The organism is Kribbella polygonati (assembly GCF_050320105.1).
Classification (GTDB): Bacteria; Actinomycetota; Actinomycetes; order Propionibacteriales; family Kribbellaceae; genus Kribbella.
In genome coordinates, this window is record NZ_CP190129.1 from 8,425,501 (window position 1) to 8,440,006 (window position 14,506).

Annotated in this window: 14 protein-coding genes; 11 read left to right on the forward strand and 3 right to left on the reverse strand. The window is 68.5% G+C overall.

Going from position 1 to position 14,506, the window contains the following annotated elements:
- Nucleotides 1–9 precede the first annotated feature (9 nt).
- The 8 genes from ACQHIV_RS40640 (at nt 10) to ACQHIV_RS40675 (ending at nt 8,076) form a co-directional block, all read left to right on the forward strand.
- Complete coding sequence (locus ACQHIV_RS40640) at nt 10–1,092, forward strand: type IV pilus twitching motility protein PilT (protein WP_427889867.1); 1,083 nt, start codon at nt 10–12, stop codon at nt 1,090–1,092.
- Entirely contained in the window at nt 1,089–2,726 is a 1,638-nt protein-coding gene (locus tag ACQHIV_RS40645) for a GspE/PulE family protein (protein ID WP_427889868.1), read from the forward strand. The genes ACQHIV_RS40640 and ACQHIV_RS40645 overlap by 4 nt, the downstream gene beginning before the upstream one ends.
- 3 nt (nt 2,727–2,729) lie before the next feature.
- The gene (locus tag ACQHIV_RS40650) at nt 2,730–3,935 is read left to right on the forward strand and encodes a type II secretion system F family protein (protein WP_427889870.1); all 1,206 of its coding nucleotides are present in this window, start codon (nt 2,730–2,732) and stop codon (nt 3,933–3,935) included.
- Entirely contained in the window at nt 3,932–4,378 is a 447-nt protein-coding gene (locus tag ACQHIV_RS40655) for a type IV pilus modification PilV family protein (RefSeq protein WP_427889872.1), read from the forward strand. Before ACQHIV_RS40650 ends, ACQHIV_RS40655 begins: the two co-directional genes overlap by 4 nt.
- Entirely contained in the window at nt 4,375–4,980 is a 606-nt protein-coding gene (locus ACQHIV_RS40660; protein ID WP_427889874.1) for a PulJ/GspJ family protein, read from the forward strand. The genes ACQHIV_RS40655 and ACQHIV_RS40660 overlap by 4 nt, the downstream gene beginning before the upstream one ends.
- Nucleotides 4,977–6,491 carry a hypothetical protein gene (locus tag ACQHIV_RS40665; protein WP_427889876.1) on the forward strand — a complete coding sequence of 505 codons (1,515 nt, stop codon included), beginning with the start codon at nt 4,977–4,979 and terminating at the stop codon, nt 6,489–6,491. The genes ACQHIV_RS40660 and ACQHIV_RS40665 overlap by 4 nt, the downstream gene beginning before the upstream one ends.
- Nucleotides 6,491–7,264, forward strand: a complete 774-nt coding sequence (locus ACQHIV_RS40670; RefSeq protein ID WP_427896663.1) for a prepilin peptidase — start codon at nt 6,491–6,493, stop codon at nt 7,262–7,264. The genes ACQHIV_RS40665 and ACQHIV_RS40670 overlap by 1 nt, the downstream gene beginning before the upstream one ends.
- A 146-nt stretch (nt 7,265–7,410) precedes the next feature.
- Nucleotides 7,411–8,076 carry a response regulator transcription factor gene (locus ACQHIV_RS40675; RefSeq protein ID WP_427889878.1) on the forward strand — a complete coding sequence of 222 codons (666 nt, stop codon included), beginning with the start codon at nt 7,411–7,413 and terminating at the stop codon, nt 8,074–8,076.
- Here ACQHIV_RS40675 and ACQHIV_RS40680 read toward each other — a convergent pair.
- Nucleotides 8,073–8,996, reverse strand: a complete 924-nt coding sequence (locus tag ACQHIV_RS40680) for an NADP-dependent oxidoreductase (RefSeq protein WP_427889879.1) — start codon at nt 8,994–8,996, stop codon at nt 8,073–8,075. The two genes, ACQHIV_RS40675 and ACQHIV_RS40680, sit on opposite strands and share 4 nt — an antisense overlap.
- A 103-nt stretch (nt 8,997–9,099) precedes the next feature.
- Between ACQHIV_RS40680 and ACQHIV_RS40685 the strand changes: the two genes are divergently transcribed.
- The gene (locus tag ACQHIV_RS40685) at nt 9,100–9,993 is read left to right on the forward strand and encodes a winged helix-turn-helix transcriptional regulator (RefSeq protein ID WP_427889881.1); all 894 of its coding nucleotides are present in this window, start codon (nt 9,100–9,102) and stop codon (nt 9,991–9,993) included.
- Nucleotides 9,990–10,604, forward strand: a complete 615-nt coding sequence (locus ACQHIV_RS40690; protein WP_427889883.1) for a DUF2064 domain-containing protein — start codon at nt 9,990–9,992, stop codon at nt 10,602–10,604. The genes ACQHIV_RS40685 and ACQHIV_RS40690 overlap by 4 nt, the downstream gene beginning before the upstream one ends.
- A 1,078-nt stretch (nt 10,605–11,682) precedes the next feature.
- On the opposite strand, the gene ACQHIV_RS40695 is transcribed toward ACQHIV_RS40690, so the two are convergent.
- Entirely contained in the window at nt 11,683–12,228 is a 546-nt protein-coding gene (locus tag ACQHIV_RS40695; protein WP_427889884.1) for an NUDIX hydrolase, read from the reverse strand.
- 228 nt (nt 12,229–12,456) lie between these two features.
- Nucleotides 12,457–13,773, reverse strand: a complete 1,317-nt coding sequence (locus ACQHIV_RS40700) for a zinc-dependent metalloprotease (RefSeq protein ID WP_427889885.1) — start codon at nt 13,771–13,773, stop codon at nt 12,457–12,459.
- 304 nt (nt 13,774–14,077) lie between these two features.
- On the opposite strand from ACQHIV_RS40700, the gene ACQHIV_RS40705 reads away from it, so the two are divergent.
- Nucleotides 14,078–14,503, forward strand: a complete 426-nt coding sequence (locus tag ACQHIV_RS40705) for a molybdenum cofactor biosynthesis protein MoaE (RefSeq protein ID WP_427889887.1) — start codon at nt 14,078–14,080, stop codon at nt 14,501–14,503.
- The last annotated feature ends 3 nt before the right edge of the window (nt 14,504–14,506 follow it).

Below are 14,506 nucleotides of genomic sequence, written 5' to 3' on the forward strand. Positions count from 1 at the left end.
GAGAGCACCATGATCAGTCTTGCTCGTGGCAGCCGGGTCGACCTGCTGCTCGAAGAGCTCTGGAACGCGGGCGGCACCGACCTCCTGCTGACCGCGGGCATGCCGCCCCAGATCCGCGTGCACGGCAGCCTGTACTCCGTCACCGGTACGGAGAAGCTGACCCGCGACGACACCGGCAGTCTGCTGAGCGAAGTACTCAACGAAGCCTGGAACAGCCGGCACGAGCACGACTTCGCGTTCTCCTGGCGCGACGAGGCCCGGATCCGCGGCAACGCGTTCACCCAGCGCGGCGACATCGCCGTGGCGCTCCGGATGATCCCGCGCCGCGTACCCACCATGGACGAGCTAGGCCTGCCGCCCGTCCTCTACGACTTCACCCGCCGCCACCAGGGCCTCGTACTGGTCACCGGCCCCACTGGCTCCGGTAAGTCGACCACCCTCGCAGCGATGATCGACAAGATCAACACGGACCGCGCCTGTCACATCATCACGATCGAGGACCCGATCGAGTACGTCCACGACCACAAGCTCTCCGCGGTCAACCAGCGCGAGGTGGGCAGCGACACTGCGAGCTTCCCGGACGCGCTGCGATCCGCGCTCCGCGAGGACCCTGACGTCCTGCTGGTCGGCGAGATGCGCGACCTGGACTCGATCCGGTTCGCTCTCACCATCGCCGAGACCGGTCACCTGGTCTTCGCCACACTGCACACGAACGACACGGCACAGTCGCTGGCCCGCATCATCGACGTCTTCCCGGCTGAGCAGCAGGCACAGGTACGTGTCCAGCTCGCGGCGGCACTCACGGGCGTCGTGTACCAGCGGCTGATCCCACGGATCGGTGGCGGCCTGGTCGCCGCGTACGAGGTCATGGTCGCGGATGCCGCCGTGCGGAACCTGATCAAGGAAGGCAAGACGCACCAGTTGCGCAACTCGGTCGTCACCGGTCAGCGCGACGGAATGCTCACCCTCGAACAGTCGCTGTCGGCACTTGTCCAGAACGGCGTCGTCGCGTACGACGACGCCGTCGCGCGCAGCCTGTACCCGAAGGACGTCGAGGCAAGGCCACGGCTGCGGGCGGGGGTACCGGCATGAAGCTCCGCAAGGCCGACACGCCTGAAGCCCGGCACGCCGCGCCGAACCCGCGCCCGGAGATCGTTCCGGCGGCCACCGAACAGGATCTGCACATCGAGCGGACCCGTGCCCGTCAGCTGGCCGAGCAGCACCACCTCGACCTGGTCGACCTGCGTACGGTCGGTCCGGACCCGGCCGCGGCCACGCTGCTCGACGAACGTACGGCTCGCAATCTGGCAGCAGTCCCGCTGGAGACTCGTGACGACGCGGTCGTCGTCGCGGTTGCCGACCCGTCGGTCGTGGAGGACCTGCGGGCCGCACTCGGCCGTCGAGTTGTCGCCATGGTCGCTGCGCCAACGGACGTGCTGCACGCGATCGGTACGGCGTACCGTGCGCTGAGCGGGATCGACGACCGGGTCAAGGTGTTCGCGGCTCGCGATGCTGTCCGCAAGGATGTCCGCGACGTCGCTACCGGTGCCAGTGACGAGGCTCCCGTCGTCCAGGTCGTGCAGCTGATCATCACCCAGGCGCTGCGGGACCGTGCCTCTGACGTGCACATCGAACCGCACGGTGACCGGGTGCGGGTTCGGTACCGGATCGACGGCGCGCTGCATGACGTACTCGAGCTGCCCGGCTCGATCGGTCCTGCGGTGGTCAGCCGGATCAAGATCGTCGCGGACCTCAACATCGTCGAGCGCCGGCGACCGCAGGACGGCCAGATCAGCATGGACGTCGAGGGGCGTCCGGTCGACATCCGGGTGTCCACGACGGCGGTGGTCGGCGGCGAGAAGGTCGTACTCCGGTTGCTCGACAAGAGCCGGCCGTTGTTCCGGCTCGGGCAGCTCGGGATGCCGGACGAGCAGGCCGCGGCGTACTCGAGCTTGCTGAGAGCGCCGTACGGGATGGTGATCTGCGCGGGGCCGACCGGAAGCGGCAAGACCACCACGCTGTACGGGTCGCTCGGCGAGATCAACAGCCCGGAGCGGAACATCATGACGATCGAGGACCCGGTGGAGTACACCTTCGACTCGATCAACCAGATCCAGATCAACGAGGCGGCCGGCATCACGTTCGCCGGCGGGCTCCGCTCGATCCTGCGGCAGGACCCGGACGTGATCCTGGTCGGCGAGGTGCGTGACGTGGAGACCGCGCGGATCGCCGTGCAGTCGGCGCTGACCGGTCACTTCGTACTGTCGTCGCTGCATGCCACGGACGCCGCGACCGCTCTGCATCGGCTGCTGGACATGGGGATCGAGACGTTCCTCGTGGCGTCGTCGGTGACCGCGGTGGTCTCGCAGCGGCTCGTGCGGCGGATCTGCCCCAACTGCCGTGAGTACTACGAACCGCCGACCGAAGAACTCGCCTTCCTCGCAAGCGCGGGTGGTGTAGCACCGCGCGACGGCTTTGTCCGTGGTGCGGGCTGCAACTACTGCGCGCAGACCGGGTTCCTGGAGCGGACCGGGGTGTACGAGCTGATGCCGATCTCGGACGCGATCCGCGAACTGGTCGTGGACCGGGCCTCGCACGAGGAGATCCGCAAGGCAGCCCGGTACGAAGGCATGCGGACGTTGACCGAGGAAGGTGTACGGCTCGCCGCAGCGGGTGTCACGACCGTCGGTGAGGTCATGCGGTCTATCTATCGGGTTGGGAGCTGACCGATGACGAAGTACGCCTACGTCGCAACCGCACCGAACGGCCAGGTCGCGAAGGGCACCACGAAGGCAGGGAGCCGCGAGGACGCGGAGCTGGCGCTGTACGAACGCGAGCTGCGCGACATCCGCGTCACCGAGAAGCGCAGCGTCCTGCAGCTGGAGATCACCCCGCGCCGGGTGAAGCGCGAAGAAGTCATGCACCTGTCCCGGCAGCTCGGCGCCTTCATCAAGGCCGGCCTGCCGCTGATCGATGCCGTGCACTCGCTCGGAGCGGAGTCCGACAACGCGTCGGTCCGCCGCATGATGGCCGAGGTCGAGCACGGGTTGCGGGGCGGCGAGAAACTCTCGGACTGCTTCGACCGGCACCCGAAGATCTTCCCGGAGTTCTACCGGGGCATCCTTCGCTCGGCCGAGCTCAGCGGTCAGTTGGACACCGTGCTCAGCCGGTTGGCGACATACCTCGAGCGCGACCTCGAGGCTCGGCGCAAGGTCAAGCAGGCGATGATCTACCCGTCCATCGTGGCGGCGATGTCGATGGTCACGGTGGTCGTGCTGGCGGCCTTCGTCCTGCCACGGTTCAAGGACTTCTTCGCCAGCCTGCACGCGACGCTGCCGTTGCCGACCCGGATGCTGCTCGCGGTCACCGACTTCCTGACCGCGTGGTGGTGGGCCCTGGGTGGCGGTGCCGCCGTACTCGCCCTGCTGGTTCTCGGCATCGTGCAGGCGCAGGGCGGCCGCTACCTGCGGGACAAGCTGTTCCTGTCCCTGCCCGTCCTCGGTGGCACGATCCGGTTCGCCCTCGTCGAGCGCTTCTGCCGGGTCCTCGCGTCGATGGTCGGTGCCGGCGTACAACTGCCGGAGGCGCTCCGCGTCGCCACCGGCTCGTTGCCGAATCTCGTCTTCCGTCGCGCGCTGGGTGTGGCGGGCGAGGCCCTGCTCGAGGGAGAGGGCCTCGCCGGTCCACTGGCCGCGACGAGACTCTTCCCGAAGACCGCGGCGCAGATGATGCGCGTCGGTGAGGACACCGGCACACTCGACACCCAACTCGAGGTCACGGCCACCTACTACGAGGGCGAGCTCGACTACAAACTGAAGAAGCTCATCGGCCTGTTCGAACCACTCGTCATCGTCGTCATGGGCATCATCGTCGGCTTCGTGGCGGTCGCCCTGGTATCCGCGATGTACGGCATCTTCCGGCAGGTCCAGACATGACCGGGCCTCGTGACGAGCGCGGCGAGTCGCTGCTCGAGCTGATGATCGCCGTCGCCCTCATGGGCATTGCGGTGGTGGCGATCATGGCCGGTCTGACGACGTCGATCATGGTCTCCGACATCCACCGTAAGCAGGCCGTCGCGGCCGCCACGGTCCGCTCGTACGCCGAGGCTGTCGAGAATTACGTGGCCGGTTCCGGCTACCAGGCATGTGCCTCTGCATCTTCGTACGCACCTTCCACCGTGGGACTGCTCGTACCGGCCGGGTACGCCGCCTCAGCCAGTGCGGCATCCAGCTGGAGCGGATCGACCTGGGTCGCGTGCAGCGGCGACACCGGCCTGCAGAAGATCACGCTGACCGTATCGAACGGCACACGCGCCTCGGAGCAGCTCGACGTGATTCTGCGGAAGCCGTGCCGGATGGCTGACGGGACCTGCTCGTGAGGCGCGGCGAGGAGGGTTTCACGCTGGTCGAGATGCTGGTGGCGGTCGTGATCATCGGCATCGTGATGCTGCCGCTCGCCAACGTCCTGATCGGATTCCTCCGTACCGACGGTCTGGCTTCCGCGCGGATGGACGAGTCACATGACGCCCAGATCGCGGCGGCGTACTGGGCCCAGGACGTCGCCAGCGTCGGGATCAGGCAGTCTTACGACGTCGGTACCAGAACCTTCCCGCTGGCCCAGTCCGTCAACGTGGCGTTCCCGTGTTCGCTGCCGGCCGGTTCGACGACAACCGTCACGCTCGGCTGGGACGAGCTCGATGCGAACGGCAACGCGAGTGCGGTCCGGGTCGCGTACGTGACAAGCGGCCGGAGCCTGATCCGGTTGCGCTGCGATGCCGGTTCGCTCACCTCGACGGCGACCCTTGCCCACGAGCTCGATGGTGTCCCCACGGTCGCCTGCACAGGCTCCGGCGGTACGTCGTGCACCGGCGCGGGCAGCGCCGTACCGCAGAAGATCACGCTCACGTTCAACGTCAAGGACCCGTCCGGGAAAGGACAGTCCTATGCGCTGACCCTGACCGGGCAGCGGAGGCAGTCATGAGAGGCACACGGGGTGAGCGCGGCGCCGCTCTGGTGATCGTGATGGTCATCATCACCACGGCCGGGCTGGTCACAGGTGCCGTGCTGTCGAAGGCCTTCACGAATCAGCGCACCACGATCGGGATGCGGGACCAGGCAGCCACGGTGTACGACGCCGACGGGGCGGCGCAGGCCGCGATCAACCAGTTACGCCGGTCGACCTTCGCGAACGACGTCGGCAGCAAGTGCTTCGGCGGTTCGGACACGCTGGCGCTGCCGGGCTTCTATCCGGCGAGCTACGGCGACTACGGATCCGCCGCGGGTTCGGCGTCGATCGTCTGCAAAGGCGAGGCGGGTACCGGGCAGCAGGGTGAGCCGGTGCCGATCAGCGTCGACAACAAGCCAGGCAACGCGCTGTTGACGCTCGGTACCGACGTCACGGACGGACAGGTGTACGGGCAGAGCAACAAGCAGATCACGATCCACGGCGGAATCGTCTCGAATGCCGGCATCGACAGTTCGCAGGCACAGCTGACGGCCACGGGCGGCGTCCCGATCAAGGCCGTCGGTACTTGTATCGGCCCGATCACGCCTGCCTGCAGCAAGATCACGACACCGGTCAGCGATCCGAACTACCCGTTGGCCGGCGATCCACCGGTGGCGCCGGCGGGAGTTCCTGCCTGCAACAACAAGAACAAGGTGGCGGAGTTCCAGCCGGGTTTCTACAACAACGCGGACCTGCTGAACAACTGCCAGTCGTCCTGGATGCTGTTCGATCCTGGCACCTACTACTTCGACTTCACGTCGGGTGCGTCGCACGTCTGGACCGTCAACGGCACGCTGGTCGGCGGAACGATTCCCGGTCTGACGCAACCCGGTGTACCGGCCAGCTCCGCGGCACCCGCGATCCCCGGCGCCTGCGTGAACCCGATCAACTCGGTCACGGCCAAGGGCGTGACCTTCGTGTTCGGCGGGGACACCCAGCTCGCCTTCGCCAAGGGCTCGTCCGCCGAGATCTGCGCGACCTACGCCGAACACCAGATCCCGACTGCCGTCTACGGGCTCAAGTCCACTGTCGTGAACGGGACCACCACCGTGCGTGGACAGAGCGGATGTGTGATCGCGGTCGCCGGCTGCGATCTGATCTCCGACGGCGGCAACGGTACGAAGCCCAGCTTCTACTTCGAGGGTTTCGTCTACGCGCCGAAGGCAAGTATCAACATCGCGGTCAACAACACCGCGCAGCCGTACTTCAACTTCGGGATCGTCAGCAGAAGACTGTCGCTGACGACGACCGGCAGCGCGACAACGAACCCGCTCATCTACCTGCCGGACAATTCTCTCGGCTACGGGACCGCCAGCACGATCGTCGACCTCACGGTGTACGTCTGCGCCGGCGTGACGACGTCGTACTGTTCGACGGATCCGTCGGGCAGGCTGCAACTGACCGCCCGGGTACAGATCACCGATCCGTCCGGCTCTCCCGTGGCTGGTGATCGGAAGATCACCGTCCTCAGTTGGAGCATGCGGTGATGACGCCGGCCGCTCTTGCAGGCCTGCTAGGGCTGGCTGTTGGTTCGTTCCTGAACGTGGTGGTGTATCGAGTGCCGCGTGGCGAGTCGGTGGTCAGGCCACCGTCGCACTGTCCGCGGTGCTCGCGACCTGTGCGCACGCGGCACAACCTCCCCGTCGCCGGATGGCTGATTCTGCGCGGGCGGTGTGCGGACTGCGGGTTGCCGATCAGCGTGCGGTACCCGCTCGTCGAGTTGACGACCGGACTGCTGTTCGCGGCGGTCGCCGTCCGGCTCGGAACGGTGGCCGCGCTTCCGGCGTACCTCTGGTTCGTCGGATCCGGCGTGGCGCTCGCGCTGATCGATCTCGACGTACGGCGGTTGCCCAACGCAATCGTGCTTCCGTCGTATCCGGTACTCGCGGTACTGCTGGCGGGTGCGGCGGCGTGGCAGCACGACTGGTGGGCCTTGGTTCGCGCAGGCATCGGCGCGGTGGTGTTGTTCGGGTTCTACCTGTCGCTCGTGCTGGTGTATCCGGCCGGCATGGGATGGGGCGACGTGAAGCTCTCGGGGCTCGTCGGCGGCGTACTGGCGTTCCTCTCGTGGCAGACCTTCGTGGTCGGCGCCTTTGCCGCGTTCTTGCTCGGGGCAATCGTTGGCATCGTTGTCCTTGCGAGCAGGCGTGGCGGCCGCAAGACCGCGCTGCCGTTCGGGCCGTTCATGATCGGTGGGGTGCTGCTGGCCGTGTTCGCGGCGGCTCCGCTGGCCTCCTGGTACAGCGCTGCCCTTAGTTGAGTTCGCAACTTGGTAACCAGGTGTTTAGGCCGTTTAGATTAAAAACACCCAGCGTGATCCGCGTAACAACCTGTGACGAGTGCCCGATGATCATTACAGCACGTGATAGTCGTCACGCTGCGCTGGGGCTTCCACGGGGGCAAATCATGAGCGGACCGATCACTGTCGTTGTCGTCGACGGCCACACCTTGACCAGATACGGGCTGGCCGGACTTGTCAGCGCCGACGCGGAGATCAGCGTCGTCGGCGAGTGCGGTCTCGCCGCGGAGGCGCCCGCCCGGATCGCGGCCGCCCATCCCGATGTCGTGGTGCTCGACGTGGTCCTGCCGGACGCCGACGGCCTTCGGCTCGCCCGGGAGTTGCGCGATCGGCACCCGTCGCTCGGCATCGTCGTACTGACATCGCATGACGAGGACGACGTTCTCTTCCGCGCCCTGGAGACCGGGGTGTCGGCGTTCGTGGCCAAGACCGCCCCGAACGCCGAAGTGCTCGGGGCGATCCGGCATGCCGCTGTGGCGGCCGCGTCCTTCACCGCGACAGGCCTCGCATCGGCTCTCGCTCGACGTGGGCAGGCTGCGCTGCCGGCAGTCGCTAACCTCGCGCTCAGCCCTCGGGAGCGGGAAGTCCTGTCGCTGCTGGCGACCGGACAGTCGGTGCCGGCCATCGCCGGTTCGATGTTCGTCAGCCTCTCGACAGCCAAGACCTACGTATCACGGCTCTACGACAAGCTCGGCGCAACGAACCGCGCCAACGCGATCATGACCGCCCTGCGCCTCGGCCTTATCACCACCGAGCAGCCGGCGGCCGTCTAGGGAACCAGTACGAGCCGCCCGCGGACCCCGCCCTCCGCTAGTCGCTTGTACGCCAGCTGCGCGTCGCTGAGTTCATAGGTGTCAGCGACCCTTGTTGAGATCGCCTTGGCTTCTACGAGGCGTGTGAGCTCTGCCAGCTCGTCGCGGTTCACATGGACGAACAGTTGCTCCACCGTGACGCCCCTCAGATGCGGGGGCCGCGGGCCGCCTTGCAGGTGTACGTGCCGCCCGCCGTTGCGGACAGCCTCCTGCGCACCGATTCCCGCGACGGCCGCGTCCACGACACCGTCGACGCCGGCCGGCGCGATCCGCCGTACCGCTGCAGCGAGGTCTGCGGTCCGCTCTACGAAGTGGTCAGCGCCTAGTCGGCGTACGAGCTGCTCGTCGGTTGCTGCTGCGCTGGCGATCACTGTCTTGCCCAGGTGCTTCGCCAGCTCCACGGCGTACCCGCCGACACCGCCTGCGGCTCCGGTGATGAGTACTGACTCGCCTTGGGCAGCCTTGACGGCCTGCAGCGCGGTGAGCCCGTTGAGCCCGTACGTCGCTGCTCTTACGAGTTCCACGCCCTCAGGGGCTCGGGTGACCGTTCCTTCGTCCAGTACGACGTACTCCGCGTGCGTTTTGAGCGTCTGCGCCAGGAGGTCCGCGACGCCGACAACCGGCGTACCTAGCTGCAGTTCAACGCCCGCCCCTGCCGCGTCCACGTGCCCAGCCACGTCCCAGCCGAGGCCGAACTGCTCCCGTGCCGCCGTCAGCCCGAACTCGACCAACGCCCCGCTCGTCACCGCAAGATCCACGGGGTTGACCGCGGCTGCCGCCACCTTGATCCGTACCTGCCCCGCGGCCGGCTCCGCTACGTCGGTCTCGACCAGCTCGATCGCCTCCGGTCCGTCGAGCCGCCGGGCCACCAGTGCGCGCATATCGTTCACTCCTTGATTCGTGGATTTGAACACCACTGTCGGAGAGCTACTCTCTGCTGGGAAGTACGCACTTCGGAGTGCCTAGCGAACGACGAGGAGAGCCATGCCGACCCGCACCGCAGCCCAGCGTCGTGAAGAGGCGGCCCGGGAGTACGACGCGTTCCTGGCGACCTGCCCCGCGCGGCAACTCCTGGACCGGATCAGCGACAAATGGGTGACGCTGATCCTCACGGCCCTCGCCGACGGCCCACAGCGGTACTCCGACCTGTCCCGACGAATCGCCGGCGTCAGCCAGAAGATGCTCACCCAAACCCTGCGCTCCCTCGAACGCGACGGCCTCCTGACCCGCTCCGTCACACCGTCCGTCCCCGTCCGCGTCGACTACGACCTGACCCCCCTGGGCCGCACCCTCATGCCCCTGATCGCCTCCATCAAGTCCTGGGCCGAATCCCACATGCCCGAAGTCACCACCGCCCGCACCACCTACGACCACCAACCTCCAACCCCACCACCCTCACTCCCGTCCCCACCCACACCGCCCCCACCCCACACCCCACCCGCCCCAGCTTCCGCAACCGCCCACCCCGCTTCCGCCCCCGGCTCCGCCGCCACCGTCGCGACCACCGCCGCCCCCGGCTCCGGCTCCGCCGCCCTCGCTCCCGGCTCCGCCAGCCCTGCGTCCGAGTCCGCTCACCGCCCTTCCACTGCCACCGGCCCCGCTGCCACCGTCGCCGCCAGCTCCGCATCCGGCTGCGCCGCGAACGCTCCCGGCTCCGCCGCGAACGCTCCCGGCTCCGCCGCGCCCTCTCCCGGCTCCGCCGCGCCCTCTCCCGGCTCCGCCGCGCCCTCTCCCGGCTCCGCCGCGCCCTCTCCCGGCTCCGCCGGTCCGGCTTCCGCGACTGCTCGCCTCGCTTCCACCACCACCACGAGCGCCACCGCCACCGGCAGCCTCGTTGCCGGATCTGCTGGACTCACCGCCGGTGGTGTTTCCGCATGACCTCGTCTGATCGCCGCGTGGTGGTTGTCGTCGTGCCTGGCACCGGAACGTGGGCTCCCCCCGGCAGGGACGCCGACGCTTGGCGACTCGCGCTGGCCGAGGACACGTACGAAGTACTCGCCGCCCTCGACCGCGTCGACGTCGCCGTAGCGGTCGCCGGCGACGACGCAGCCGTCGCCGAGATGAGCGCATTGACCTGGCCGGGTACACCGACGTACGCCGTCGATCCCGCGCGATCCGTCCTCCACGCAGTGGAACTCGCGGGCCCAGCCGCGGCGGTCGTCGCCGTGTCGTACGACGTGCCCGACCTGCCAGGACTCCTGATCGGCAAGCTGTTCCGCGCCCTCAGCCACGCCGACATCGCCGTGACCCCGGCCGAGGACGGCACCCTGGCGGCGATCGGCGTCAACCTCCCCGTGGCCGGCTGGGTCGCGGACCTTGCCCCATCCTTCGACACCCCGCTCGCCGATCTCGAAGCACACAAGCCCCGCCGCCACGCCGTCGCGGTAGGCCCAGGATGGCACCGTCTGCGATCGAACGCTGACCTAGCGCGACTGGATCCAGGCCTGGAAGGCTGGGACGCAACCCGATCCATACTTCGTCACTCCTGACCCGTCACCTTCTCCCACCCCGCTCGTTCACCATGCAGCAGGGCCTCCGGGGGAAGCCCAGCACCTCGCCGATGCCGTTCAGGGGCGGCACCCGACGAACACCCGCACAGCTACACAACCGCACCACCAACGGGGACCAAACCCACCGAGGAACCGCGCGGCCGGGGGACCACGCAAACCCTGAACACCACCTCAACGGGATGCACCACCAACGGGGGATCAACAAGCTCGGCCGGGGGACCGAGCCCGAACGCGGGGGACCAGTCGGGAAGAACGGGAACGGTCGGGGGACCGAGCCCAAGGCGGTACTGCGGGGAGGCACCGGGACCAATCGGACCGTCGAAGGCCAGTCCAAGCGGGACGCACTGGGACACGATGGCCCGGGATCGACCCGTACGGCGATGCGGCGGGGGAACACGGGGAATGGGAGCGGTCGGGGGACCGGGATCAAGTGGGATTGCGGGGGGATGCACGGGAACGGCCGGAACACCGGGGCCCGGTCTAACGGCGGACCCACTGGCACACGAGTGGCCCGGGGATCGGCCCACACGGGGGGGGATGTGGCGGGGGAACCAGGCGATGCGAGCGGGTCGGGGGACCCGGCCTCAGTGGTTGAGTACGGGCTGGCTCGGGACACAACTGGACCGCCGGGGGGCCGTCCATCCGCGGGAGGGCACGGGGAATGACAGGAGCAGTCCGAGGATCGGACTAAGCCGCGGACGGGGGGATGGAAAACGGTCCGGGGCGGGCCGAGCGGAGGACGTATGGGGGAATGGCGGGAACGGCCGGGGGATCAGGCCAAGTGGGGGAGTGCGGGGAGGCTCGGGGTGCTGGACCGGTGGGGGCCGGTTGGCGTGATGTACGGGGGAATGGCGGGAACGGCCGGGGGGAACGGGTCCAAGCAGGGGGGCAGTGGGGCACGGGGGACTGCTGGACCGGTGGGGGTCGGTCTGAGCGGGAATGTACGGGGGAAGCGGGGATGTACGGGGAAGCAGAGTGGGTGGGGTGCTCTGTTGTGGGGAGGTGGGCCGGCTGACTTGGGTCGGCCCACAGGGTGTGCGTGCGTCGGTGGGCCTGGTTAACGGCGGGGTTGGCGTGCGAGGGCGCGGGTTGCCAGGGCTTGGACGCTTGTGTCTGTGTCAGGCGGGAGGGCGTTCAGGGGGAACCAGGCGAGGTCCTCGGACTCGTCGCTGACGACGTACTGCGTGTCTGTCGTTGCCGTAACCAGGAACTGGACGTCGAGGTGGTATGCGCCTGCACAGCCGCCTGCTTCGAGCAGATGCCGTGAGAGTTGGAGCGGTTGCGGGGTGACTGTTAGGCCGGTCAGGCCGGATTCCTCGGTTGCTTCGCGGAGAGCGGCGCCCGCCAGCGTGGTGTCGCCGGGCTCGCAGTGGCCGCCCAACTGGAGCCATCGGCCTACGGTCTTGTGCAGGGTGAGCAGGGTCTTCTCACCGAGCGCATCAACCACCAGGGCGCTTGCCGTCACGTGCTCGGGGCGGCATGTCCTCCACATGCCGTTCGCATGCTCACTCAGATGCCGTAGATAGTGCTGCCGCAGCTCCTCCTGCTCCTCATCCGGCGCACTCCACCCCTGCAAAACCTCAACAGCATCCGCTAGAAGCATGCCGCCAGTCTCCCGGCCCACGTTGACCCCGTTCCTTCCGGGTCACACCACATCCAATCCCAGACCAACGACCACGTCCCCGCGACCCATGCACCAGAGCGCGCACCAGCCACAGCACCGGCGCGCCGGCGCCACCCAGGCCGCGGGCCGCGGGGGTGCGGTGGTGCCGTGGTGCGCGGATCGGGTGGTTTGTAGAGCCTGTGGGGGTGGTGTGTCGTGGGTGGGGCGCTACTTGGGGGTGTCGGTGGGGGGCTCGGGGGTGTCGTCGGGGGTGGTGGGGGGCTGGTCGTCGAGGAAGTCGGTGATGTCTATGTTGGCCGGTTCGCCGGCGTGTTGGGCGAAGCCGATGGGGTCGTCGAGGTCGCTGGTGCTGGGCATCAGGTCGGGGTGGGACCAGAGGTTGTCGCGGCCATCGGTGCCGCGGGCGTCACGGACGGCGGCCCAGAGGTTGGCGGCGTCGCGGAGGCGGCGGGGGCGGAGCTGGAGGCCGACGAGGGTGGCGAACGTCTGCTCGGCGGGGCCGCCGGCCGCGCGGCGGCGGCGTACGGTCTCGGCGAGCTGGACGGCGGCCGGCATCCGGTCCTTGGTGGCTTCGCGGACGACGTCGTCGACCCAGCCTTCGACCAGTGCGAGGGTGGTCTCGAGGCGGACCAGGGCTGCCTTCTGCTGCTCGGAGTCCTCTGGCTCGAACAGTCCGCCGGCAAGAGCTTCCTGCATGGCTTCCGGGTTCTGCGGGTCGATGTCGACCATGGCGCGCTCGATCTTGCCGGAGTCGACCTCGATACCGGCCGCGTAGTCGGCGACCGAGGCGAGCAGGTGCTGCCGCAGCCACGGCACACCGGCGTACAGCCGCTGGTGTGCGACTTCGCGGAGTGCCAGATACAGCCGGACGTCCTCGTCCGTCAGACCGAGTCCTTCGGCGAACTTGGCGACGTTGTCCGGCAGCAGGATCGCCTGGCCGGTCGGGCCGAGCGGCAGGCCGATGTCGGACGAGCTGACGACCTCGCCGGCGAGCTCGCCGAGACCCTGGCCGACCTGTGCGCCGAAGACCGATCCGCCGAGCTGCCGCAGCATGCCGGCCATCGGGCCGGCGAACTGCTGTGCCTCGGCGGGCAGGGCGTTGCCCATGGCGCCGGCGACGTGCTCGGCCACCGGGTCGACGATCGTCTGCCAGACCGGGAGCGTGTTCTCGACCCACTCGGCGCGGCTCCACGCCTGCGAGGTCGCGGAGACCTCGGGCAGTGTGGTCGCGTCGTCCAGCCAGTGCTCGGCCAGGCGGACCGCGTCGGCGACCCGGTCGCTGTCGGTGCCGGACATCGACCGGTCCCCGGCGGCGGAGACTGTCTTGCGGGCAATGTCCTTGGCCAGGTCCCAGTTCACCGGCTTGCCGTCGGTCGAACCGCTGAGCAGTTGCTGGACCTGGGCGAAGATCGCGTTCAGGTCCGGGGTGCCGCCCGCGCCGGCCGCACCGGAGAACTGCGAGAACATGGCCTCGAACGGCGTTCCCTTGAACGGGTTGTCCGGGTTGTCCGGTTCGTCGCTCATCGATGGGCCTTCCTGTGCGGGTGGGGCGTACTACTCCAAACGTACTGGTTCGCCCCACCAGTTCCGCCCCGGGTGAACGCAGTACTTCTCCTGTTCGCCGCAGGCAGAGCCGGGAGGCGGCCCCGTAACTAGGTGAGCAGGGCAACAGTTCCTCCGGGTGTACGCCGGACCACGCACCGCAGCGCCCGGGACCGCCGAACCGGGAGCGGATGTCGGGGATGTCCGGGCCGGGAGGGAGAATTGCGTGGCGGGGGATGGAATGGTGGGGTGTGCAGGTCGGTGACCCGGCGGGAATGAGGAACGGATGAGCGACGCGATCAGGCTGCTGGACATTCGCGACGGTGCGCTGTCCAGCGACGAGGTGCTGGCCGCCGTCGCCGACCCGACGGCGGGCGGAACTGCGCTTTTCATCGGCACCGTGCGCAACCACGACCAGGACAAGCCGGTCGACCGGCTGAGCTACGAGGCGCACCCGGACGCGCTCGAGCACCTGCGGAAGGTCGCGCAGCGTGTCTGCGACGACCCCGCGGTGACCGCGCTGGCCGCCGTGCACCGGACCGGGGACCTGGTGATCGGCGACGCCGCGGTGATCGTCGCCGTGGCCGCCTCGCACCGGGACGTCGCGTTCGCCGCGTGCCGGCAGTTGATCGACGACCTCAAGGCCGAGGTCCCGATTTGGAAACACCAGCACTTCGCGGACGGTGGCAGCGAGTGGGTAGGAGCGCACTGACAC